This window comes from Tessaracoccus zhenghani (assembly GCF_055326325.1).
Genome location: NZ_JBUZNQ010000002.1, coordinates 645,460 through 668,156, shown reverse-complemented (window position 1 = coordinate 668,156; position 22,697 = coordinate 645,460). Strand labels below are relative to the sequence as shown.

Genomic DNA, 22,697 nt, shown 5'->3' with positions numbered 1-22,697 from the left:
AGATGGCGGTGGGTGATGGGGCTGGATTTCGGACGGGCCCGGTGATGTGAAGGGGGCCCTCGGGTTGGCAGGATGAAGGTGTCTAAGCCACATCTGAAACCCAAGGGCCCTTGTGCGAAACGCTACCCCACCCTGCCTCGATACGTTCTGCCGTCTGGACCCTCTCGGGCTGTCCGTGACCGCCCAGCGCGTCGAACCCGACCACACTGTGCTGCGCTGCCGCCCCACGACACCTCCGTCGCCGTGTCCGGGGTGCGCCGGGCCGGGGGTCCGTGGGGTGTGACACTTCTCGTGGACAGTCGTTACCAGGAAGGAACGACGAGACGAGATGTCATCGAAACGCAGGAAGTACACCCCGGAGTTCAAGGCTGACGCGGTCCAGCTCGTGGTGGTCGCTCAGCGGCCGATCGCGCAGGTCGCGCGGGAGTTGGAGATCAATGAGAGCTCGCTGGGCTACTGGGTCAAGATCTACCGGGAACAGCACCCTGACCCGGCGAAGGCCCCGCCCCCGGTGGAGGGTCTGTCAGAGAAACGGTGTAAGTGGCTCCATCGCCCTGCGGGGCAGGAGGAGTCATGATGACCGAGACAACCACAAGCAGCAGCTCGTCGGCCGTGAAGTCGGCCAGACTGGAGGCTGTGACCCCAACACCACCCTCAGATGAGTCGGCTGAACTGGACAAGGCCCAGCGCGAGGCGATCGCGCAGTTGGTGCGCCAGGCCAAGGACGCCGGTGTCGCCCTGACCGGCCCCGACGGGCTGCTGAAAGCGTTGACCGCCCAAGTCGTCGAAGCAGCCCTGGACGAGGAACTCAACGAACACCTGGGCTATGACAAGCACGACCCGGTCGGCCGCGGCTCGGGCAACTCCCGTAACGGCACCAGGTCGAAGACGGTGATCACCGACAATGTCGGCGCGATCGACATCCAGGTGCCCAGGGATCGTAACGGGACCTTCGAGCCGCAACTGGTCAGGAAACGCCAACGCCGCTTGTCGGACATGGATGCCATGGTGCTGTCATTGTTTGCGAAGGGATTGACGACCGGGGAGATCGCCGCCCACTTCGCCGAGGTCTACGGCACGTCGGTCTCGAAGGACACGATTAGCCGGATCACCGACCGCGTCGTCGACGAGATGACCACCTGGATGACCCGCCCGCTGGAGCCGATCTACGCGGCGGTCTTCATCGACGCGATCGTGATCAAGGTCAGGGATGGGCAGGTCCGTAACCAGCCCTACTACGCCGCGATCGGTGTCGACCTCGAAGGCCACAAGGACATCCTGGGGATCTGGCCCGGCAACGGCGACGGCGAATCGGCGAAGTTCTGGTTCGCCTGCCTGACCGAGTTGAAGAACCGCGGCGTCAGGGACGTGTTCTTCATCGTCTGCGACGGCTTGAAGGGGCTACCCGACAGCATCGGCAACGTGTTCGGCCAGGCGAAGGTCCAGACCTGTCTGATCCACTTGCTGCGCAACAGTTTCGGTTATGCCTCGAAGCGGCACTGGCCCGAGATCGCCGCGAACCTCAGACCTGTCTACGAGGCCCCCACCCCAGAAGCGGCTGAGCGGGCGTTTGAGGAGTTCACCGCCAAGTGGGGCAAGACCTATCCCGCGATGATCCGGCTCTGGCGCAACGCCTGGAACGAGTTCGTCCCCTTCCTGGACTATGACGTCGAGATCCGCAAGGTCCTCTGCAGCACGAATGCGATCGAGTCGCTCAATGCCAGGTTCCGTCGCGCGGTGAGGGCCCGCGGTCACTTCACGAACGAGCAGGCCGCGTTGAAGACCTTGTATCTGACCGTGAGATCGTTGGACCCCAAGGGCACCGGACAGACCAGATGGGGCATGCGCTGGAAGCCCGCCCTGAACGCGTTCGCCACCACCTTCGCCGACCGCATGCCCGCGGCCAGCACCAGCCACTAGAAACCGCCACTTACACCGTTAATCGGACAGTCCCCGCGGGATCATGCTGTTCAGGATGTGACAAGATATATCGAGTTGCGTTACAATCAGAAAAGGTTGCACTCGGGTCTGGAGTATTCAACCCCGAATCGGGTCGAGGCGGCCTGGTACGAGGCCCAACAAGCAGCGTGAAATCATGTTTGGAACCGGTCCGAAATTCGTCCCACCGCTCAGACATGAATCGCGTCGATGAACACCACCGGATACACCGGGTCCAGTGGTCGGTTCTGCCACTCGCCCATCGAGTCCAGGACCTTGTCGGTGATCGTCGAGATCGTGGTCTTCGACACCTCAGAGCCATAAACATCGGCCAGATGCGCCGCGATGTCGCCATGGGTCAGCCCGCGAGCCGACAGCGACAACACCACGTCCTCGATCGCCCCCAAACGCCGTTGCCGCTTCGCCACCACGACCGGCTCAAACGACCCGGCCCGATCCCGAGGCACAGCGATCTCGACCGGGCCGGCCTTCGTCAGCACCGTCTTCGACCGCGTCCCGTTACGAGCGTTGTCGCTGCCCTCGACCCGCTCGTGCTTGTCATAGCCCAGATGCGCGGTCATCTCGCCCTCCAGGGCCGACTCCAGGACCAGCTTGGTCAGCTGAGCCAGCAGCCCGCCCTCGCCCTCCACGGACAGCCCCAGCCGCTGCGCGTCGCCCACGAGCTGCGCCACCAAATCCTTGTCCACCAGCGGGGGCGTTCCCGTCGCCGTCACCTGGTCCTCGACCTCCATCACGACCGCCTCAGCGACCGGCTCAACCTGCATCCTCATCGGGTACCTCCTACATCGGAGTTACACCGGAAAACGTACAGTCCCCTTTTCACCGTCGAAAGTGTTCAGTTTTCAAGCGTTGCCGACAGAGACGCGTGGAGTTCGCTACGCTTTGCCGCAAGAACGTGCTCCGGGGTCGGTGAAACTCCGAACCGGCGGTGATAGTCCGCGACCCGGCGGCTCCTTGTGAGCCAATGGTTGAACCGGTGGGATTCCGGTACCGACGGTTAAAGTCCGGATGGGAGGCGCACGCGGTTCGTGGCATTGCCGCGCGCCGACGCTCCTGCGTTGGCGGGTCCGGCTTCGCTGCGCGCTGGCATGTCCCTGCCCCGGAGTCGTCACACGAGACGACGGAGGGGCAGATGAGTCCGACCATCCTGGAAGACCGGCGATCAGCCGATGCGACCACAAGCGCGCACGAGAGCGCCATGGACCGTGCCCTCATGCTCGCCGCCCGGTCCCCGCGGGCCGACCCGAACCCACGCGTCGGCTGCGTCCTGGTCGACGATGACGGCCGGATCGTGGGCGAGGGCTGGCACCATGGCGCCGGAACGCCGCACGCCGAGGTTGAGGCGCTCAGCGGCGCCGGTCCGGACGCCGCGGGCGCCACTGCGTACGTGACCTTGGAGCCCTGCAACCACCATGGCCGCACCGGTCCCTGCGCCGAGGCGCTGCTGCGCGCCGGCGTCCGTCGCGTGGTGTACGCCCAGGCCGACCCGAATCCGCCCGCGTCCGGCGGCGCGGCCACGCTGGCCGCGGGTGGAGTGGAGGTGCTGGGCGGCGTCCGGGCAGCGGAAGCGGCCCTCCTCAATGAGGCCTGGACGTTCTCGGTGACGCACGGGCGTCCTTTCGTCACCTGGAAGGTTGCGGGCACCCTGGACGGCCGGACCGCCGCCGCGGACGGCACGTCGGCGTGGATCACGGGCCAGCCCGCCCGGCTCGACGTCCATCGGTTGCGGTCCCGCTGCGGGGCGATTGTCGTCGGGACGGGGACGGTGCTGGCCGACGATCCCCGCCTCACCGTCCGCCGCCCCGACGGCACGGAAGCGCCCCGGCAACCCGTCCGGGTGGTCGTCGGACGTCGCCCGATCCCCGCTGACGCCCGTGTCCTGTCGCCAGACGCGTCCACGCTGCTGCTCGCCGACGACCCGGCAGGTGTCCTGGCACGCCTGCAGGAAGCCGGTGTCCGTCATGTCTGGCTGGAGGGTGGGGCCACCCTCGCCGCGGCGTTCCTCACCGCCGGCCTGGTCGACGAGATCGTCGCCTACCTCGCGCCCGTCCTGGTGGGTTCCGGCTCCCCGCTGGTCGGCGACCTCGGCGTCGCCACCCTCGCGGACGCCCACCGGTACGCCCTGGTCGATGTGCGTCGTCTGGGCGACGACGTCCGGCTCACCCTCCGCCCCCTCCCCGATCTTTCAGAACCCCAACCGAACTCTGGCAAGGAGTGATCATGTTCACCGGCATCATCGAAGAACTGGGCGAGGTCGTCGAGATCCGCCACCTGGAGGACTCCGCCGTCGTGACCGTCCGCGGTCCGCTCGTCACCTCCGACGCCACCCACGGCAGCTCGATCGCCGTCAACGGTGTCTGCCTCACCGTGACCGGCCTGGACGGGGACCTGTTCATGGTCGACGTCATGGCCGAGTCACTCCGGCGAACATCGCTGGGCGGCCTCACCCCGGGGGACCGGGTCAACCTGGAGCGGGCGATGGGGTCCGACGGCCGGTTCGGCGGGCACATCGTGCAGGGACACGTCGACGGAACGGGCCGCATCCTGTCCCGTACGCCGGGCGAGCAGTGGGAGGTGGTCGAGATCTCCTGCCCAGCCGAGGTGCAGCGCTACCTGGTCGAGAAGGGCTCGGTCACCGTCGACGGCGTGTCCCTGACCGTGTTCGACATCCGGCCGGACCGGTTCACGGTCTCGCTGATCCCGACCACGCTCGAGCTGACGACCCTCGGTCCCGCCGCTGTCGGGGCGGTCGTCAACCTCGAGGCGGACATCCTCGGCAAGTACATCGTCGCCCACCTCGAGCGTCTCGAACTTGGCGCCCTGCGGGAGACCATCCATGCCTGAGTTCGCCACCATTCCCGCAGCCCTGGACGCGCTGCGCGCCGGCCGTCCGGTCCTGGTCCTCGACGACGCCGACCGGGAGAACGAGGGGGACGCCATCTTGGCGGCCTCGACGGCGTCCGCCGAATGGGTCGGGTGGATGGTGCGGCACACATCGGGCTACCTGTGCGCCCCCCTGCCCGTCGACTGGGCCGACCGTCTGGGCCTGCCCCTCATGGTTCCCGACAGCGCCGACCCGTTGCGGACCGCGTACACCGTCAGCGTGGACGCGGCGTCCGGGGTCACGACCGGGATCTCGGCGGCGGACCGGGCCACCACGCTCCGCGTCCTCGGCAACCCGGACGCCGCGGCGTCCGACCTGATCCGGCCCGGGCACGTCCTGCCACTGCGCGCCCGGCCCGGCGGGGTCTTCGAACGGCAGGGGCACACCGAGGCGACCGTCGACCTGTGCCGGCTGGCCGGCCTGCCGCCCGTGGGCGTGATCGGTGAACTCGTCCACGATGCGGGTGAGGTGATGCGGACGCCCGACGTCGTCGCCCTCGGCGCGGCCGAGTGCCTGCCCGTCATCACGATCGCGGACCTGGTCGCCTGGCGCGACCTGTACGACCGCGTCACGCTGGCCGCCGTAACGACGCTGCCCACCGCCCACGGGACGTTCGCGTTGCACGGCTACCGGGACCGGCGCACCGGCGCCGAACACCTCGCCTTGATCAGCCCACGCGGCCTCACCACCGATGGCGCGGCACCGCTCGTCCGCCTCCACTCCGAATGTCTCACTGGGGACGCGTTCGGTTCCCGCCGCTGCGACTGCGGCCGCCAACTCGACGAGTCCCTCGCCGTCATTGCCCGTCAGGGGGGTGTCGTGATCTACCTGCGAGGTCACGAGGGGCGCGGCGTGGGGCTGCTCGCGAAGCTGTCGGCGTACGCCCTCCAGGACGTCGGCGCGGACACCGTCGACGCCCAAACCCTGCTGGGCCTACCGGTCGACGCCCGCGAATACGGCGCCGCCGCCGCCATCCTGACCGCCCAAGGGGTGGTCCGGGCCGAACTGCTCACCAACAACCCGGCCAAGGCCGACGGCCTGCGCACGGCGGGGATCGACATCACCGGCCTCCGTCCGCTCATCGTGGAGCCCAACCCCGACAACGTGCACTACCTGTCCACCAAGCGCGAGCGGATGGGCCACCGCCTACCCACCGCGTCCACCCTCGTCCAGGAGGCCTGATGGCTGGCTCCGGCACCCCCCACCTCACCGTCGACGGCCGCGGCCGACGCATCACCGTCGTCGCCTCGTCCTGGCACGACCTCGTCATGAACTCTCTCGTCACCAACGCAGTTACCACGCTGGAACGGGCCGGCGCGACCGTCACGGTGGTCCGCGTCCCGGGCACGTTCGAGCTGCCGGTCGCCTGTGCCCGCCTGGCCCACCACTTCGACGGGCTGGTCGCGCTCGGTGTCGTCATCCGGGGCGGGACACCCCACTTCGACTACGTCTGCGCAGGCGCCACCCACGGCATCGTCGACGTGATGACCCGCACTGGAACGCCCGTCGGTTTCGGTGTCCTCACGTGTGACACCGAGCAGCAGGCGCTCGACAGGGCTGGGCTTCCCGGATCACCGGAGGACAAGGGACGCGAGGCGGCCGAGGCCGTCCTGGCCACCCTCTCTGCGCTGACCGCCGCGGTGCCCTGATCCTCCTACCATTGCAAGCGCCCGGACACCCGGAATGGCCGCCGCCGGTGAGCCGTTCGATCGTCTGCGCGTGTCACCACGTTCAAGGCGTGCGTGGCAGCTGGGCGACGTCCCTCACCTCTCCGATTGCTCGCTCGACGACGTCCTCGAGGATCGCGGCACCGATCGTTTCCTCACCGTCGACGACGAGCGCGAAGTGGGTGCCGCCCGCCTGCATGGCGGCCACGGCGGCCTCCAGGGGGGCGTCCTTCGCGATGGTCGCCAGCGGGCGGAGAAATGGACCGCCCGGCGCCACCCCGGCCGAACCCGCCACCAGTGGGGTCGTCGTCGACCGCACGCCGCACCCTGTCCCTGTCATCAAGGGTGGTGGCGACGTCTGGTCCGCCGACGTGGACGTCCGACTCTGGATTCGGCGGACAGGGACGATCCGTAGCGCCAGTCTCCTGGTGGCTTCGCGGCGCCCCTGTCCGCGAGGAGGAGCCGGAGCCCGTTAGGACGGATGTCGTGTTCGCTCGCCGCCGCCAGGAGGACGCCCATGAACCCCGAGCCACACCACCATGTCACCGGGACAGGATTGTGGCTCCAGGAGGCCGACGTCCACGGCGTCCTGCGCCGACGCGGGGCAAGTCGTACACCGAGATCGCCGAGACTGTGGGAGGTGTGACATGGAGGCCGTCGCTGTCACGTGCGTGGTTGCCCGAGGGCTCGTGGACGCCTTGGAGGCACTCCTCTTGAGCCTGCCTGGTCGGCGCCGCTCTGCTGGCAGCGTTGCGGTGAACGCCGGGTGGGTTGGGGCTGCGACGCTTGGCGGTCGTCGGCCTATGCTGAAGGCAGTCTTGGACGCGAGGTCCGCGCGGCCTTGGCTCCGGTGCTATTCCCCACGTATTCCCCACGACAAGGTGACGAAGTAGCAATCAACCCACATAAGACCTTGTCAGGGGGCCATTATCGGCTGACAGAAGAGAGCTTCAACTCCTCTCTCGCGCACAAAAGTGCCTCTGACTAGGGCAAATACAGGGAATCGGCGAGAGGTGAGAACCTCTCGCCGATTCTCTGTCTCTGGGTGCTGGTTCGCCTTTGGCGACGGGTGACACCGGGGGACGCGGTTCCCGATTGCCGTCGAGGACAGGCTTCTTGCCTGGTTGGGGGGGATCATCATTCCCCACGGGTTCCCCATGGGGAATGATGATCCCGGGCCTCAAGGAGGTGACTGACTTTCGGCCAGACTCTGGGTCGTGTGGGCCGCGATGGGCGAGACTGGACCGAGAGGACTGGAGGCGGGCGCAACGTGAGGGCCTGGCCGCGGTGGACTCCTCTGGAGCTCTCCGGATGACCGGCATGTCCGCATCGATGCCGGTGATGCCCTCCATCTGGACGGTCTCCGCAGCGGCCAACGGGCACACGATCCGCGCTGGCTGCACCAGCCCGGCCTCAGTCGCGTCCGATGCTGATGACCACGCCCCTGCCACGATCCACGGCCTTGACGCTCTCGATAAGCACCAGCAATCCGACACCGGCGGCCGCTGCGATCAGCAGATCGACCGCGCCCAGCGGCTCCAGCCGCAGGAGCACACCCAGCGGCGTGTAGAGCGCTACCAACTGCAGTGCCAGCACCAGTGCGGCGATCCACAGCAGCAACGGGTTGGAACGCCAGCCGATCGTGGTGAGCGAGTCGTGGTGGGACCGGGTGGCGAAGGCCTGCCCGATCTGCAGGAACGCAAGGGTGGTGAACAGCATCGACTGCCACGCCGGGTTGCCGGTTTCGTGGTACCAGAAGCCGATTCCCAGCGCCACGAAGCCGATGACCAGGCCGACCCACACCGTCCGACGGCCCAGACCGCCCGTCCAGAGACTCCCGCCGGGCACGTGGGGCGGCCTGCGCATCACCGTGGACTCAGCAGGCTCCTTGCCCATCGCGAGGCCCAGCAGGCCGTCGGTCATGAGGTTGAGCCAAAGCAGCTGCAGCGGGAGCAGGGCCACAGCCGCCGTAGCATCGAATGGGAGGAAGAGGAACGGGATGGGCCAGCCGACCATGACGATGATCTTGCCGAGGTTGCCGGCCACGGCGAACGAGACGAACCGGCGAAGGTTGTCATAGATGACCCTGCCCTCCTCGACGGCGGCGATGATGGTGGCGAAGTTGTCGTCGCGCAGCACCATGTCCGAGGCCTCCTTCGAGACGTCGGTGCCGGTGATGCCCATGGCCACGCCGATGTCGGACTTCTTCAGCGCGGGTGCGTCGTTGACGCCGTCGCCCGTCATGGCCACGATCTGGCCATGACGCTGCAGCGAATCGACCAGGCGGAGCTTGTGCTCTGGCGAGACGCGGGCGAACACGCTCACAGTCCTGGTGGCGAGATCGAACTCCTCGGCGTCAAGGCGGTCCAGCTCGACGCCTGTCAGCACTCCACCGTCGCGCCCGATGCCGAGCTCGCGGGCGATGGCCTGCGCAGTCAGGGGGTGGTCGCCTGTGATCATGACCGGTCGGATGCCGGCGCCCTGACAGGTGGCCACGGCTGTGGCCACCTCGGGCCGAGGGGGATCGATGATGCCGACGACGCCCAGCAGGACGAGGTCGGTCTCAGGGTCGGCCGGCGTGTGCCCGGGGCGGATGAGCCGCAGGGCGAGGCCCAGCACCCGCTGGCCACGTGAGGCCAGGTCCTTGTTGGTGTTCTCGACCCAGGCGCGCGTGGCGTCGTCGAAGGCTCGGACGCCGCCGTCGGCGAGCACGCCAGCGGTGCGGGGAACGAGCGCGTCGACGGCTCCCTTCACGAAGAGGAGATCGTGGTCCTGCGGTAGCTGCGCCAGCTCGGAGACCCGCCCGGCTAGCGCCGCGTGCCGGGTGCTCATGCGTTTACGTTCGGAATCGAAGGGCAACTCCCCGATCCTCGGCAGGACCGTGCGCAGGGTTACCACGTCGATCCCGCCCCGCTTGGCCGCGTCGAGCAGGCAGGTCTCAGTAGGGTCGCCGATCGCCTCAGCCCCCTCCCCGGCGACGTGGCGAAGCTCGGCGTCGTTGCACAGTGCCCCGGCCGCCAAGGCGACGAGGGCCAGACCTGACGGCGGGCCACCTCCCGGTGTCCAGAGGCCCTCGGGCAGGATCAGCGTTGAGACGGTCATCCTGTTCTGGGTCAGGGTGCCTGTCTTGTCCGAGCAGATGGTGGTCACCGAGCCCAGGGTCTCCACCGCAGGCAGTTTGCGCACCAGGGCGTTGCGCCGCAGCATCCGCTGGGCACCCACGGCCAGCGTGAACGTCACGACGGCCGGTAGACCCTCTGGGATGACCGCAACGGCCACCGAGATGGCGGTGAGCACCAGGTCGCTCCACGTCTCGCCGGCGAGCGCGCCAAGGACCGCAACGACCCCTGCGGTGACGACGCCCAGGACGGCAAGTTGTTTTCCGACGCTGTCGAGGCGCGCCTGGAGCGGGGTCTGCTCCGCCGTCACCCCCTGGAGCAGGTCGGCGATCCTGCCCAGTTCCGTGGCCATGCCAGTGGCGATGACCAGACCCACGCCACGGCCGTAGGTGACCTCGGTTCCGGAAAATGCCATGTTGACGCGATCACCCACGGGGAGGTCTGAACCCGCTAGAGGTGCGGTCATCTTGTCCACGGCCTCGGACTCGCCCGTCAGTGCCGCCTCCTGGATCCTCAAGGAGACCGCCTCGAGCAGTCGTAGATCGGCCGGGACCACGGTGCCCGCGTCCAGATGGATCACGTCTCCCGGTACCAGTTGCCGTGCCGGTAATGGGACGGTGCCGCCGTCGCGGAGGACCCGCACGGTGGGTACCGTCATTTGGCGCAGGGCGGCGATGGCTTTCTCTGCTCGGTACTCCTGGAAGAAGCCGAGTAGTGCGAACAGCAGCACGATCCCGCCGATGGCACCGGCCTCCAGGAACTTGCCGAGGATCAGCGAGAGGACGGTGGCCGCGATGAGGATCAACACCATCACCGAGGTGAACTGCTCCCACAGGATCTTCCAGGCCGGTGTGCCGCCGCGGTCGATGAGTTCGTTGGTGCCGTAGCGCTTCAAGCGCTCCTCGGCCTCTGGCGTCGTGATCCCGGAGGCCCGCGAGTCAGTTCGCGCCAGAGCGTGGTCGGTGGTGATCAGATGCCAGGACGGATCAGTCTCGGCTGGGCTGTCGTCGGTGAGGCTGTCCGTGGGCAAGCTGTCTCCCGGAGTGAGGTGCATACGAGTGAGGTTCATGCAAAGGAAGAACGTCGAGTCTCTCCCGCCTTACGGCCGATCCGACGGGCTTGCGCCGTGCTGACGTCGGACCCGTTGTGGGGATACTCCCTCTCCGCACAACTCGAGGGTACCTGCCCTTGGGGGCAGCCGCAACTACGCTAGACGCATGCCTGGGCCGCCCCAGTTGCGTGGGACTTGACAGTGAGACAATACGCTGGGCCGACACTTGGCGGAGATGGCCCTATTGGGGTCGGTGCCAGTTGGAGAAAGCGAAGAGCAGTGCACCGATGAGGGTGACACTTAGCCCTACCGCCAACAACTCGTCCGGTTCCGGCCTGGCAACGAGCACCTCAAGGAATCGCACCACGATCACGAGCAGCAGCGTCCCAGCCGTTCGGCCCTTGAGGTGGTCAAAGGAGAGCGTGGTGAGGCTTGGGGGCAGGTTGAGGTCGCCCACAAAGAGTTCCCACAGTCCGTAGCCGACGATGAGCATCACCGTGGCGATGAGGATCGAGTCCACGCTCTCGTACAATTTGACCAGCGCAGCGTCGGGGTTAGTCGACGCGGTGAGCAGCGTCTCGACAAACAACAAGGCCTTGCTGAGTGCCCAGAGGTAGGTGGTCACGGACAGCAGAAGTGCTGTGACCGCCCCGATGGCCGCGATGTAGCGAAAAAGCTCGAGACCCCGTTTCATCGCCCCGGCGCCCCGCATGGATGGCCCTACGCCGGGGGCCTCAGCCTCGTCCCGGTGGGTCGGCTCAGTGTTCATCACGGTCCACAGGGACAAGCGTCCGGGGGTTGCAGCACCGTGGGTATCATGCCGAGAGTGTAGCAGTCCGGCAGACGGAGCATCGGCGCGGGAGCCGGCGCGCCACAAGCAAGTTACGAGGGCACGCCGGTCGTCCTTACGGCTATCCCGTGTTCTGCAGACCGGCAGCCGCTCCGTTCACGGTCGTCAACAGGACCCGCGTCCACTGTTCCCGGTCCTCCTCAGACGGGGCGTCGTCTCCCGGACCGCCTTCGCGGATGACGCGCAGTGCGCGCAACTGCAGGTGGCTGAGCGCGTCGATGGACGGGGCCCGCAGTGCAACCCGGGTGCCGAGGCGGAGCTTGCGTTCCAGTAGCTCCTCCTGCTCCAGGGTCGCCAGCACCAAGCTGCGCGTCAGCTCGTGCTCCGCCAGCACGGCGCTGGTGACGCTCAGCTGCCCACCGAGTGCCAGGAAGGACTTCGCCAGGCGCGGGTTGGCCTTCGCGAGGCTCATCTCCGCAATGTCGATCATGCTGGCAAACAGCGGCCACTGACGGTAGGCCTCGCGCAACCGCTCGAGGTCATCCACAGCGGCCAACCCGGAGCCCAGCCCGAACCAGCCGGGCACGTTCGCCCGGATCTGGGACCATGCGAACACCCAGGGGATGGCCCGGAAGTCACTCAGATCCCTGCCCTTCTCCGCGCCGCTTCGCCGCGCCGGGCGGGATCCGAGCCTCAGCCGCCCCAATTCCTCAAGCGGGCTCGACGCAGCCACGACATCGGCGAAACCAGGCGTGCGCACGAGGCTGAGGTAGGTCTCGCGAGAGACCCGCTCCACCGTCGTCGCGACATCGTCGAACTCCTCAGCGGCGGCACGGTTGCGGTGCACCACGTCGTCGGTGTCTGCGAGCAGCACCGCCGACGTGAGTCGTTCCAGGTGCGCCTGGGCCAGGGTCACGTCCGCGTATCGGGCGAAGATGACCTCACCCTGCTCGGTGACCTTGAACCGGCCGGAGACCGAACCCGGAGCCTGGGCCAGGATGGCCCGGTGAACAGGGCCTCCGCCACGGCCCAGGGATCCGCCTCGGCCGTGGAACAGCGTGAGTTGGATGCCGTGACGCTGCGCCCACTCAACGATCTGGGTCTGCGCCCGGTAAAGAGTCAGGGTTGCGCTGGCCGGCCCGACGTCCTTGGCCGAGTCCGAGTAACCGACCATCACCTCGACGTGCCAGTCCACCTCGTCGAGCCAGCTGCGGGTGCTCTCCAAGGTGAGCCACTCTTCAAGGACACCGACGGCCCCGCTCAAGTCGGCTCCGGTTTCGAAAAGCGGAACCACGTTCAACCTGAGGGCGGCGTCACCGACCGCGAGGCGAGCAAGTGCGCGCACTGCGACGAGGTGCTGAGCCTGCTGGGTGAAGCTCACCACGTGACGGCCGCACGACTGAGCCCCCCAGCGCTCCTGAAGCCAGGACATGACCCGAAGCGTGTCGAGCACCTCGCGGGTGGCGTCGCTGAGAGCCTGGACGTGGGCCGGCCAACCGTTGACCGCGAGCGAGTCGAGCAACTCCAGCCGCGTGGGGCTGCCCGGCGCTTCCGGGTCCCAGTCGAGTTGCCCGAGCAGTTCGTCCAAGACTCGCCGGTGCACATCGCTGTGCTGGCGCACCTCCAGGTCGGCCAGGTGGAAGCCGAAGGTTTCGGCCAGCCAGATCAGGTGCTGGAGCTCCCCGAAAGCCGCCCGTGTGTCTCCTGCCTGCTCCAGGGAGGTCTGGATCAGACTGAGATCAGCCACCAACTCAGCGGGCTCGCGGTATGCGAGATCGATCTGGCCCTCTCTGGTGGCGGTGAGCCTGGTGGCGACGAAGAGTAGCTTCTGCCGGTGCGGTTCTCCCGGAGACGATTTGCGGATCGATTGGAAGATCTCCGGCGCCGTGACCGCATCACGGGCCAGCGCATTGGCCAGTTCGGGCGACGGGGGGCTGGCGTCCTCGCTCATCGTGAGGGTGCGGGCGACGCGATCTGCTCCGGTGGTGAGCGCCTTGAGGATGCACTCCGCCTGGATGGTCATGGTCTGCCGGGTGACCTCGGCTGTGACGAACGGGTTGCCGTCACGGTCACCGCCCACCCAGGAACCGAACCGCAGGAAGCCGGGAACCGACGGGCGACACCGGCCCGGCTCCCCGTCGGCGATCGCGGACTCGACAGTGCGGTACAACCGTGGCACCGCTTGAAACAGCGTCTGGTCGAACACGGACATCACGGTGCGAACCTCGTCCGAGGGTTGTGGTGGTGCGGTGCGCAAGGGGGAGGTTCGGCTGAGGATGTCGATCTCCTCCAGCATCCGGCGCTGAGCAAAATCCCGCTCTTGTGAGCCGGAGCTCGGATCGTCGTAGCGGTCCAGTTGTTCGGCGATCCGGTGTAGGGCTGAGGAGACAGCGCGCCTGCGAGCTTCCGTGGGGTGTGCGGTCAGCACCGGATGGATGCGGAGGTTCTTCACCCGAGCCGCCGCGGGGCCGAGTGCAGCCACCGCCGGCCACACGTCCGGCGCAGTGCCCGCCACCTCGGAGTGTGTCCCGCGAATGAGCCTGGAGCGGTACCGCTCCTCGCTGAGGTTGATCAGGTGGAAGTGAACGGTCAGGGCCTGCGCGAGTTGAAGCGCCTGAGTAGCGGTCAGTGCCCCGACGATCCGGCCAGGCTCCTCGGGGTCGCCGCCATCGGCGGCCCGTGCCGCAGAGTCCTGCACTTGCCGCATAAGCGTGGCGAGCGCGCCGGCTCCCCACTCGTGGAGCACCTGCTCATGCAGTTGTGTGAGGATGTCGATGTCGGCTTCCAGGAGCCGGTCAAGACCGTACAGATCCTGGTCCAGGTGGATCGCCTCGGCAAGGGGATTGATCATTGGTACCTCTCTATTTCGTGAATGAAGAATCGGGTATCATGCTCCACTATGGCACCTGGCGACTGGACCTTTCTCTCCAATTACGGCCACGTCCTCGTGGCCCTGGCCAGAACCCCTACTGCGCGGATGCGAGACATCGCGCAGCAGGTGGGTATCACTGAACGCGCCGTGCAGCAGATCGTCGGTGAGTTGGTGACGCAGGGTTACGTGATCAAGGAAAAGTCGGGACGGCGAAATGAGTATCGCCTGGCTCCCGACACCCACCTGCGCCACAACCTGGAGCGCGGCGTCAGGGTCGCCGACTTCGTGGCGATGGTGAGCGGGGCTGGTGAAGCGAATGTGACTCGCGGGACGCCGAACAGGGCGAAGAGTTGACTTACCCATGCCCCCATCTCTCGCGATCGGGCGTTGCGGTCGGTCTGCCCCCGCCTCGCATTGGACTTGCTACAGCTCCTAGTTTCCGGAATTGCACTTCGCGTGTCAAGTCGCTATTGTTCTGACCATGGACGAGGACTTCTTTGGCGATCTCATCGCTGCGAACCAGCGCTACGCGAGGTCCGGGCCCCGCCCCTTCGACGGCATCGCACACGCAGGGATCGCCATCGTGACATGCATGGACTCACGCCTGGAGCCCTTGGAGATGCTGGGCCTGACACTGGGCGAGGCCAAGATCATGCGCACGCCTGGAGGCCATGTCACAGTGGACGCGCTCACCGGATGCGTGTTGGCCGCACACCTTCTCAACGTGGACCGCATCCTGATCGTCCAACACACCCGCTGTGCCATGGCCAGCGGCGACGACGATGCGATCCGTCGGCGCGTGTCGGAGACGACCGGTACGGACCTCGGCACCCTGCCCATCGGGGCGGACCCGGACCAGCATGGCCGGATCCACGCCGATGTCGCACTGCTGCGGCAGCACCCGTTGCTCTCTGACCGGGTTAGGGTCGGAGGCTTCCTGTACGACGTTGAGACCAGCCTCCTGGAACAGATCGCATGAGCACCCCCCCTGCTCAGGGCAGCTCCAGCGAGGCTTACGCAGGGACCGCTCGTTTTCCGATGCCAGCATTGCTGGTCTTGGAGGACGGGCGGTTCTTCTGCGGCACGTCGTTCGGTGCCGCTGGAGAGACTTTCGGGGAGGCCGTCTTCTCCACAGGCATGACGGGCTACCAGGAGACTCTCACCGATCCCAGCTACCACCGCCAGGTCCTGATCGCGACGGCTCCCCACATCGGCAACACCGGATGGAACGACCAGGACAATGAGTCGCGCAGGATCTGGGTGGCCGGTTACGTGGTCCGCGACCCTTCACGGATCCACTCGAGTTGGCGCGCCAGCGGCTCCCTGGACGACGAACTGCGGCGGCAAGGGATCGTCGGCATCGCCGACCTCGACACGCGGGCGCTGACGCGCCACATCCGTGACAACGGCGCGATGCGGGTGGGCGTCTCCACGATCGAGACCGACCCCCAGCAACTGCTTGCGCGGGTGTTGGAGACGCAGCCCATGCTAGGGGCGGACCTCGTGGCCGATGTCACAGTGGCTTCGAAGCAGGTCGTCCCGGCAGTGGGCAGGAAGCGCTTCACAGTCGCCGCGATCGATCTCGGCATCAAGGACATGACCGCCACCCGGCTCGCCCAGCGAGGAATCGAGGTGCACGTCCTGCCTGCTGCGAGCACCCTCGACGACATCACCGCAGTGGGTCCCGATGGAGTCTTCTTCTCCAACGGGCCCGGCGACCCGGCGGCAGCCGGGCGTGCGGTGGACCTTCTCACCGAGATTCTGGATGCGGGGCTGCCCTACTTCGGGATCTGCTTCGGCAACCAGATCTTCGGTCGCGCACTCGGCTTCGGCACCTACAAGCTGAAGTACGGCCATCGCGGCATCAACCAGCCGGTGATGGACCTGGCCAGGGGCACGGTGGAGATCACCGCCCAGAACCACGGCTTCGCCGTCGATGCCCCTCTGGGCCAGTCCGTGTCCACCCGCTGGGGAACCGCACGAGTTTCCCACGTCTGTCTCAACGACGACGTGGTCGAGGGCCTGGAGTTGCGTGACTATTCCGGCCGACTGACTGCCTTCGCTGTTCAGTATCACCCGGAGGCAGCCGCCGGACCGCACGACGCCGACTACCTGTTCGACCGCTTCGTCGACGTCATGGCAGGAAGGGACGCCTGATGCCCCGTCGCACCGACATCTCCTCGATCATGGTGATCGGCTCCGGGCCGATCGTCATCGGGCAGGCGTGCGAGTTCGACTACTCCGGCACGCAGGCCTGCCGCGTGTTGCGCGAGGAGGGGTTCCGGGTGATCCTGGTCAACTCCAACCCGGCCACCATCATGACCGACCCCGAGTACGCCGACGCAACTTACATAGAACCGATCAGGCCCGAGTACCTCGAACAGATCATCGCCGCGGAGCGCCCCGACGCGCTGCTCGCGACGCTTGGAGGCCAGACCGCACTCAACGCCGCCATGACCCTGTTCAAGAACGGGGTGCTCGACCGCTACGGTGTCGAACTCATCGGCGCCTCCGTCGACGCCATCGAAAAGGCGGAGAACAGGCTGGAGTTCAACCAGATCGTCACCTCACTCAAGGTGCCCGGCGCTGACGCCGGTGTGGCACGCTCGCGAATCTGCCAGGTCATGGACGAAGTCCTTGCCGCCGCGGGGATCCTCGGATACCCCATCGTGGTCCGGCCGAGCTTCACCATGGGCGGGCTCGGCTCCGGCATCGCCTACAACCAGGAGGAACTGATCCGGATCGCCGGGGCAGGACTTTCGGCGTCGCCGGTCACCGAGGTGCTGATCGAGGAGTCGATCATCGGCTGGAAGGAGTTCGAACTCGAAGTCATGCGCGACGGATCGGACAACGTCGTGATCGTGTGCTCCATCGAGAACCTAGACCCCATGGGCGTGCACACCGGGGACTCCATCACAGTGGCCCCCGCCATGACGCTCACAGACAGGGAGTACCAGGCCATGCGCGACGTGGCCATCGCGGTGACCAGGGCGGTCGGCGTCGAAACTGGCGGCTGCAACGTCCAGTTCGCACTCAACCCTGTCGACGGGCGGCTGATAGTGGTGGAGATGAACCCGCGGGTCTCCCGATCCTCGGCGCTGGCCTCGAAGGCCACCGGCTTCCCGATCGCGAAGATCGCAGCGAAGGTGGCGGTGGGCTACACCCTCGACGAGATCCCCAACGACATCACCGGCGAGACGCCCGCCTCGTTCGAACCGTCGCTGGATTACGTCGTGGTCAAGTGCCCGCGCTTCGCGTTCGAGAAGTTCCCAACCGCTGACAGCACCCTCACCACGCACATGAAGTCAGTGGGCGAGGCCATGGCCATCGGCCGAAGCTTCACCGAAGCACTCGGCAAGGCTCTGCGCTCGCTGGAGGACCCGGCGGCTCTCTTCGACTTCACTCGCCCGATCATCGAGAGCGTGGACGAGCTGCTGCGCCGCATCGCCCGACCGCACGACCACCGCCTCGCCCTCATCATGCAGGCGCTTCGTGCCGGCGCCACCTCGGCACAGGTGGTAGAAGCAACCCGGATCGATCCGTGGTTCGTCGACCAACTGCAGCTGATCCGCGAGACGGCCGACCAGGTGTGCTCGGCCCCAGAGCTGACGGGCGGTCTCATGCGGCTCTCCAAGCGACACGGCCTCTCCGACGATCAGATCGCCGACCTGCGCAATCTCAGCCCTGACGTTGTCCGTGGCCTCCGCTGGGCGTTCGGCATCCGGCCCGTGTACAAGACGGTCGACACCTGTGCCGCCGAGTTCGCCGCCCGGACGCCGTACCACTACTCCAGCTACGACGAGGAGACCGAGGTCGAGCCCCGCGCCCGGCCAGCCGTCATTATCCTGGGCAGCGGTCCCAACCGGATCGGGCAAGGCATCGAGTTCGACTACTCGTGCGTGCACGCGGCCATGGCGTTGCGGGACGCCGGCTACGAGACGGTGATGGTCAACTGCAACCCCGAGACGGTCTCGACCGACTACGACACCACCGACCGGCTGTACTTCGAACCCCTGACGCTGGAGGACGTGCTGGAGGTGGTCCATGCCGAGCTCGCGGCCGGGCCCGTGGCGGGCGTCCTCGTGCAGCTGGGCGGGCAGACGCCGCTCAAGCTCGCACAGGCGCTCAAAGACCGCGGAGTCCACATCGTGGGCACGTCGCCAGAGGCCATCCACCTGGCTGAGGATCGCGGAGAATTCGGCGCCCTCCTCAGCTCCGCGGGCCTGCTGTCCCCCCAGCACGGCACGGCCGTCTCCGCCGGACAGGCGCTGGCGGTCGCCCACACGATCGGTTACCCCGTGCTGGTTCGTCCCAGCTACGTGCTGGGCGGGCGCGGCATGGAGATCGTCTACGACGACGCCTCATTGGCGAGCTACATCCAGCGCGCAACCGAGATCGACCCCTCGCACCCCGTGCTCGTGGACCGGTTTCTCGACGACGCGATCGAGATCGACATCGATGCGCTCTACGACGGGGCGGAGCTTTACATCGGCGGCGTGATGGAACACATCGAGGAGGCCGGCATCCACTCCGGCGACTCGGCGTGCACCCTTCCTCCGATTACCCTCGGTACCGAGACCATCGACCAGATTCGCAGCTCCACCGAGATCATCGCCAAACGGATCGGGGTGAAGGGCCTGATCAACATTCAGTACGCGCTGCTCGGCGATGTGCTCTACGTGCTTGAGGCCAACCCGCGGTCGTCGCGGACCGTGCCCTTCGTCTCGAAAGCCACCGGCACGCCGCTGGCCAAGGCCGCAGCCCGCATCTCACTCGGCGCGATGATCGCCGAACTCCGCTCAGAGGGAATGCTTCGCTCCGGGGGAGACGGCGCGACGGCGCTCGAGTCGGCACCGATCGCCGTGAAGGAAGCAGTGTTGCCCTTCAACCGGTTCCGCAGCCCCGAGGGCGTCGGCGTCGATCCGCTGCTCGGCCCAGAGATGAGATCCACAGGCGAGGTCATGGGGCTTGATGCGGCCTTTGGCACCGCCTTCGCCAAGAGCCAGGCCGCGTCGTTCTCCGCTCTTCCCACGAGTGGGACGGTGTTCGTCTCGGTGGCGAATCGCGACAAGCGGCACGCGATCTTCCCGATCAAGCGGCTCGCCGACCTCGGGTTCCGGATCCTGGCCACAGAGGGCACGGCACAGGTGCTGCGCCGCCACGATGTTGCGGTCACTGTGCTCCGGAAGGCGTCGCAAGGTACAGGTCCCAACGGTGAGCCGACGGTGGTGCAGGCCATCGCGGCAGGCGAGATCGACCTCGTGGTCAACACGCCGCACGGCCACTCGCTCCATGGCAGCCCCCGACAGGACGGCTGGGAGATTCGCGGCGCGGCCATCCGCGCCGGCGTGCCTTGCGTGACCACGACCCAGGCCCTCGCGGCGTGCGTGCAGGGCGTCGAATCCCTGCGCCAAGGAACCCCGGGGGTGCGTTCGCTGCAGTCCTGGAACGCCGCGATTCGAGCTGATCTCCACCGATCCGTGCCCCCTGGAGTGGGCCACAGCCCCAAGGCCACACAAGAGGCGGAGTTGCGCACCGTCGCTCCCGACGACCACTGTACTCAGCGTGGCTGAGCCGACACCCTCGTCGACACTCCCTCTTTCATGAGGCGGCTTGAGAGACCCGCTTGCTGGGCTGGCTGGTCGCGATTTCGGTGCTGGCCGGGTGGGCTGTTTGCCGGCTGACGCTGCCGGGCAACGGCTGTGCAGGTTCTCGGTCGATGGGGTCCACGGATCGTGTGGCTGGAGCCAGCGGCGGGGTGTCTGGGTCTTGTGTGGGGGCCGGGGTGGCGTGCTTGTGTGGACGACGCTCAATAACTGGTCAGTTTCACCGGGGGCGTTGACAGGACTCCGGAGCTGAGGTCTCTGGTGCCAGTCCTTCTTCGCGTACTGGGTGCAGAACACGGTGGAGACGGCGTCGTAGCGGCGTTCGAGGAGTCCCAGCAGCATGCTGCGGGTGCTGTCTGGGGTGTGACACTTCTCGTGGACAGTCGTTACCAGGCAGGAACGACGAGACGAGATGTCATCGAAACGCAGGAAGTACACCCCGGAGTTCAAGGCTGACGCGGTCCAGCTCGTGGTGGTCGCTCAGCGGCCGATCGCGCAGGTCGCGCGGGAGTTGGAGATCAATGAGAGCTCGCTGGGCTACTGGGTCAAGATCTACCGGGAACAGCACCCTGACCCGGCGAAGGCCCCGCCCCCGGTGGAGGCGGCCCGCCTGGCCGCGTTGGAGGCCGAGGTGCGCCGGCTGTCGGAGGAGAACGCGTTCCTGAAAAAAGCCGCGGCCTTCTTCGCCAGGACGCAACCGTGACCGACATGTTCACGCTGATCCACGCGGAGAAGGCCACCCACTCGGTCGAGTTGATGACCCGACTGCTGCACGTTTCACGCGCCGGTTACTACTCGTGGGTGAAGCGACGCGACACCCCGAGCCCGGCGGCGACCCGACGGGCGGAGGTGACCGCCGCGGTGATCGACAGCCATACCGCCTCCAACGGCGTCAACGGGCACCGCCGGGTGCGCGCTGACCTGACCGCCGACGGCGTGCCCGCCTCGGAGGGAATGGTGCGCTCGATCATGCGCCAGGCCGGGATCGCCGGCATCCAGCCCCGCACGAAGAAACGCACCACGATCCCCGCCGACGACGCCGAACAGCGCCCCGACCTGGTCAAACGCGACTTCACCTCCGACACGCCACGGACCAAGCTGGTCGGTGACATCACCTACCTGCGCACCGGCGAGGGGTGGCTGTTCCTGGCCACCGTGATCGATCTCCACTCCCGGATGGTGGTCGGCTGGGCAATGGCCGAGCACATGCGCACCGAACTGATCAGCGCCGCTCTGCGGATGGCCCACACCCACGGACACCTCGCCCCTGGAGCGATCTTCCACTCGGACCGCGGATCTCAGCGCAGGTTCAACCGGTCGTCGCAACACCTGAGGTCAGGAGGGTGTCGTGGGTCGACCGTCGATGTGGGAGACGGAGGTTGCCAAGCGTGGGCCGATGCGGTCACCGGGGCATCCGGGTCACCACCGCGCGAAGGAGCGTGAGTTCTGGGACGAGGTGGCCACGGGGAAGTTGCCGCGGGAGGCCGCCGAGGCGGTGGGCGTGGCTCAGGCCGTGGGGCAGCGGTGGTTCCGTCATGCTGGCGGGATGACGCCGTACTCCTGGCCTGCCCCGTCAGGCAGGTACCTGTCGTTCGCGGAGCGAGAGGAGATCGCGATCCTGAGAGCGCTCGGCAAAGGCGTCCGCGAGATCGCCGCCACGCTCAGGATGAGTCCGTCGACGATCTCAAGGGAGTTGCGCCGGAACGCGACGACCAGAAGCGGGAAGCTCGAGTACCGGGCCTCGGTGGCTCAGTGGAAGGCGGAGCTGTACGCCCGCCGGCCCAAGACCGCGAAACTCGTGAGCAATCAGCGGCTGCTTCGCTACGTCGAAGATCGGCTCTCCGGTCAGATCCGCTTGCCGAGCGGCGTGACCGTCGCTGGCCCCACGGAGCGGGAATGGAAGGGCTTGAACAAGCCACACCGTGAAGATCGTCGATGGGTCAGAGCGTGGAGCCCCGAGCAGATCTCCAACCGGCTCAAGGTCGACTTCCCCGATGATGAGTCCATGCGGATCAGCCACGAGGCGATCTACCAGGCCTTTTTCATCCAGGCCAGGGGCGCGCTGAACCGGGAACTCATCCTCTGCCTGCGCACCGGGCGGGCCCTGCGGATGCCCCGGGCCAGATCGAAACGTGTGGCCTGGGCCCACGTAACCCAGGAAGTCTTGATCAGCGAGCGCCCTGCAGAGGCCGAGGACCGGGCGATCCCAGGCCACCATGAGGGGGATCTGATCATCGGGACCAACAGGTCAGCGATCGGCACCGTCGTCGAGCGCACCACGGGCTTCACGACCCTGGTCCATCTCCCGCGAGAAGACGGATGGCGCGAACAGCCAATCGTCAAGAACGGGGCCGCTCTGTCAGGCTACGGGGCCACCTCGATGAACAAGGCGCTCGCGGCGGCGCTGGCATCCATGCCCGACGAGCTCAAACGGTCGCTGACCTGGGACCGCGGCAAGGAGATGTCGGCCCATGCCCAGTTCACCATCGACACCGGCCTCAAGGTCTACTTCGCCGACCCCCGAAGCCCCTGGCAACGAGGCACGAACGAGAACACCAACGGGCTCTTGCGCCAGTACTTCCCCAAAGGAACCGACCTGGCTAGGTGGGGACCAGAGGACCTCACCGCCGTCGCCCACGCTCTCAACACACGCCCCCGCAAGAGACTCGGCTGGCGCACACCAGCCGAAGTCTGGAACCAACATCTAGAATCACTCACACAACAACGCGTTGCGACGACCAGTTGAATC

16 protein-coding genes, 1 pseudogene and 1 riboswitch are annotated in these 22,697 nt (G+C 67.0%); of the genes and pseudogenes, 12 read left to right on the top strand and 5 right to left on the bottom strand.

Translation table 11 applies throughout. The annotated features are described in order from the left end of the window. The first annotated feature begins 328 nt into the window (after positions 1-328). Both ACZK4S_RS06865 and ACZK4S_RS06860 read left to right on the top strand, forming a co-directional pair. On the top strand, positions 329-577 hold the full coding sequence (locus ACZK4S_RS06865) for a transposase (protein ID WP_463643806.1): 249 nt from the start codon (positions 329-331) through the stop codon (positions 575-577). After that, positions 574-1,920 (top strand): IS256 family transposase, encoded by a 1,347-nt coding sequence (locus ACZK4S_RS06860; protein WP_463643804.1) that lies wholly within the window; start codon positions 574-576, stop codon positions 1,918-1,920. The genes ACZK4S_RS06865 and ACZK4S_RS06860 overlap by 4 nt, the downstream gene beginning before the upstream one ends. 209 nt (positions 1,921-2,129) lie before the next feature. On the opposite strand, the gene ACZK4S_RS06855 is transcribed toward ACZK4S_RS06860, so the two are convergent. Continuing rightward, positions 2,130-2,723: a transposase gene (locus ACZK4S_RS06855; RefSeq protein ID WP_463643803.1), complete on the bottom strand. Its 594-nt coding sequence runs from the start codon at positions 2,721-2,723 to the stop codon at positions 2,130-2,132. Between the two features lie 128 nt (positions 2,724-2,851). Then, positions 2,852-2,983, top strand: a riboswitch (FMN riboswitch). Positions 2,984-3,091: 108 nt separating this feature from the next. Between ACZK4S_RS06855 and ribD the strand changes: the two genes are divergently transcribed. From ribD to ribH, 4 genes are read left to right on the top strand one after another with little or no spacing between them, the layout of a single operon-like run. Then, positions 3,092-4,177, top strand: a complete 1,086-nt coding sequence (gene ribD, locus ACZK4S_RS06850) for a bifunctional diaminohydroxyphosphoribosylaminopyrimidine deaminase/5-amino-6-(5-phosphoribosylamino)uracil reductase RibD (RefSeq protein ID WP_233120781.1) — start codon at positions 3,092-3,094, stop codon at positions 4,175-4,177. A 2-nt stretch (positions 4,178-4,179) separates the two neighbouring features. After that, positions 4,180-4,803: a riboflavin synthase gene (locus ACZK4S_RS06845; protein WP_076062262.1), complete on the top strand. Its 624-nt coding sequence runs from the start codon at positions 4,180-4,182 to the stop codon at positions 4,801-4,803. Then, complete coding sequence (gene ribB / locus ACZK4S_RS06840; protein ID WP_068750357.1) at positions 4,796-6,025, top strand: 3,4-dihydroxy-2-butanone-4-phosphate synthase; 1,230 nt, start codon at positions 4,796-4,798, stop codon at positions 6,023-6,025. The genes ACZK4S_RS06845 and ribB overlap by 8 nt, the downstream gene beginning before the upstream one ends. Then, complete coding sequence (ribH, locus tag ACZK4S_RS06835; protein ID WP_076062264.1) at positions 6,025-6,492, top strand: 6,7-dimethyl-8-ribityllumazine synthase; 468 nt, start codon at positions 6,025-6,027, stop codon at positions 6,490-6,492. The genes ribB and ribH overlap by 1 nt, the downstream gene beginning before the upstream one ends. An 82-nt stretch (positions 6,493-6,574) precedes the next feature. Here the strand turns inward: ribH and ACZK4S_RS06830 are convergent, their stop codons facing one another. The 4 genes from ACZK4S_RS06830 to ACZK4S_RS06815 form a co-directional block, all read right to left on the bottom strand. Further along, complete coding sequence (locus tag ACZK4S_RS06830; protein WP_076062268.1) at positions 6,575-6,829, bottom strand: CBS domain-containing protein; 255 nt, start codon at positions 6,827-6,829, stop codon at positions 6,575-6,577. A gap of 1,094 nt (positions 6,830-7,923) precedes the next feature. Next, entirely contained in the window at positions 7,924-10,698 is a 2,775-nt protein-coding gene (locus ACZK4S_RS06825; RefSeq protein ID WP_463643801.1) for a cation-translocating P-type ATPase, read from the bottom strand. Positions 10,699-10,921: 223 nt separating this feature from the next. Next, positions 10,922-11,449, bottom strand: a complete 528-nt coding sequence (locus ACZK4S_RS06820) for a YqhA family protein (protein ID WP_143570989.1) — start codon at positions 11,447-11,449, stop codon at positions 10,922-10,924. Between the two features lie 142 nt (positions 11,450-11,591). Then, positions 11,592-14,321: a phosphoenolpyruvate carboxylase gene (locus ACZK4S_RS06815; RefSeq protein ID WP_463643800.1), complete on the bottom strand. Its 2,730-nt coding sequence runs from the start codon at positions 14,319-14,321 to the stop codon at positions 11,592-11,594. Positions 14,322-14,369: 48 nt separating this feature from the next. On the opposite strand from ACZK4S_RS06815, the gene ACZK4S_RS06810 reads away from it, so the two are divergent. The 6 genes and pseudogenes from ACZK4S_RS06810 to ACZK4S_RS06785 all read left to right on the top strand — a co-directional run bounded on the left by ACZK4S_RS06810 (position 14,370) and on the right by ACZK4S_RS06785 (position 22,694). Then, on the top strand, positions 14,370-14,696 hold the full coding sequence (locus ACZK4S_RS06810) for a helix-turn-helix transcriptional regulator (protein WP_459017855.1): 327 nt from the start codon (positions 14,370-14,372) through the stop codon (positions 14,694-14,696). 127 nt (positions 14,697-14,823) lie between these two features. Further along, positions 14,824-15,321 carry a beta-class carbonic anhydrase gene (locus ACZK4S_RS06805; protein WP_463643799.1) on the top strand — a complete coding sequence of 166 codons (498 nt, stop codon included), beginning with the start codon at positions 14,824-14,826 and terminating at the stop codon, positions 15,319-15,321. Between the two features lie 59 nt (positions 15,322-15,380). After that, positions 15,381-16,499, top strand: a complete 1,119-nt coding sequence (carA, locus tag ACZK4S_RS06800) for a glutamine-hydrolyzing carbamoyl-phosphate synthase small subunit (RefSeq protein ID WP_459055943.1) — start codon at positions 15,381-15,383, stop codon at positions 16,497-16,499. Beyond that, positions 16,499-19,915, top strand: coding sequence for a carbamoyl-phosphate synthase large subunit (gene carB / locus ACZK4S_RS06795; RefSeq protein ID WP_463643798.1), 3,417 nt, complete (start codon positions 16,499-16,501; stop codon positions 19,913-19,915). Before carA ends, carB begins: the two co-directional genes overlap by 1 nt. Positions 19,916-20,360: 445 nt before the next feature. After that, positions 20,361-21,391: pseudogene (locus ACZK4S_RS06790) on the top strand (IS3 family transposase). Next, on the top strand, positions 21,312-22,694 hold the full coding sequence (locus ACZK4S_RS06785; RefSeq protein WP_076062282.1) for an IS30 family transposase: 1,383 nt from the start codon (positions 21,312-21,314) through the stop codon (positions 22,692-22,694). The pseudogene ACZK4S_RS06790 and the gene ACZK4S_RS06785 overlap by 80 nt, the downstream one beginning before the upstream one ends. Positions 22,695-22,697: the final 3 nt, after the last annotated feature.

What these genes read in the sequence shown, in the direction of transcription:
- ACZK4S_RS06865 (WP_463643806.1), top strand. Translation starts at nt 329, where the DNA reads ATGTCATCGAAACGCAGGAAGTACACCCCGGAGTTCAAGGCTGACGCG.
- ACZK4S_RS06815 (WP_463643800.1), bottom strand. Translation starts at nt 14,321, where the DNA reads ATGATCAATCCCCTTGCCGAGGCGATCCACCTGGACCAGGATCTGTAC.
- ACZK4S_RS06855 (WP_463643803.1), bottom strand. Translation starts at nt 2,723, where the DNA reads ATGCAGGTTGAGCCGGTCGCTGAGGCGGTCGTGATGGAGGTCGAGGAC.
- ribB (WP_068750357.1), top strand. Translation starts at nt 4,796, where the DNA reads ATGCCTGAGTTCGCCACCATTCCCGCAGCCCTGGACGCGCTGCGCGCC.
- ACZK4S_RS06805 (WP_463643799.1), top strand. Translation starts at nt 14,824, where the DNA reads ATGGACGAGGACTTCTTTGGCGATCTCATCGCTGCGAACCAGCGCTAC.
- carB (WP_463643798.1), top strand. Translation starts at nt 16,499, where the DNA reads ATGCCCCGTCGCACCGACATCTCCTCGATCATGGTGATCGGCTCCGGG.
- ACZK4S_RS06810 (WP_459017855.1), top strand. Translation starts at nt 14,370, where the DNA reads ATGGCACCTGGCGACTGGACCTTTCTCTCCAATTACGGCCACGTCCTC.
- ribD (WP_233120781.1), top strand. Translation starts at nt 3,092, where the DNA reads ATGAGTCCGACCATCCTGGAAGACCGGCGATCAGCCGATGCGACCACA.
- ACZK4S_RS06825 (WP_463643801.1), bottom strand. Translation starts at nt 10,698, where the DNA reads ATGAACCTCACTCGTATGCACCTCACTCCGGGAGACAGCTTGCCCACG.
- ACZK4S_RS06820 (WP_143570989.1), bottom strand. Translation starts at nt 11,449, where the DNA reads ATGAACACTGAGCCGACCCACCGGGACGAGGCTGAGGCCCCCGGCGTA.
- carA (WP_459055943.1), top strand. Translation starts at nt 15,381, where the DNA reads ATGCCAGCATTGCTGGTCTTGGAGGACGGGCGGTTCTTCTGCGGCACG.
- ACZK4S_RS06860 (WP_463643804.1), top strand. Translation starts at nt 574, where the DNA reads ATGATGACCGAGACAACCACAAGCAGCAGCTCGTCGGCCGTGAAGTCG.
- ribH (WP_076062264.1), top strand. Translation starts at nt 6,025, where the DNA reads ATGGCTGGCTCCGGCACCCCCCACCTCACCGTCGACGGCCGCGGCCGA.
- ACZK4S_RS06785 (WP_076062282.1), top strand. Translation starts at nt 21,312, where the DNA reads ATGTGGGAGACGGAGGTTGCCAAGCGTGGGCCGATGCGGTCACCGGGG.
- ACZK4S_RS06845 (WP_076062262.1), top strand. Translation starts at nt 4,180, where the DNA reads ATGTTCACCGGCATCATCGAAGAACTGGGCGAGGTCGTCGAGATCCGC.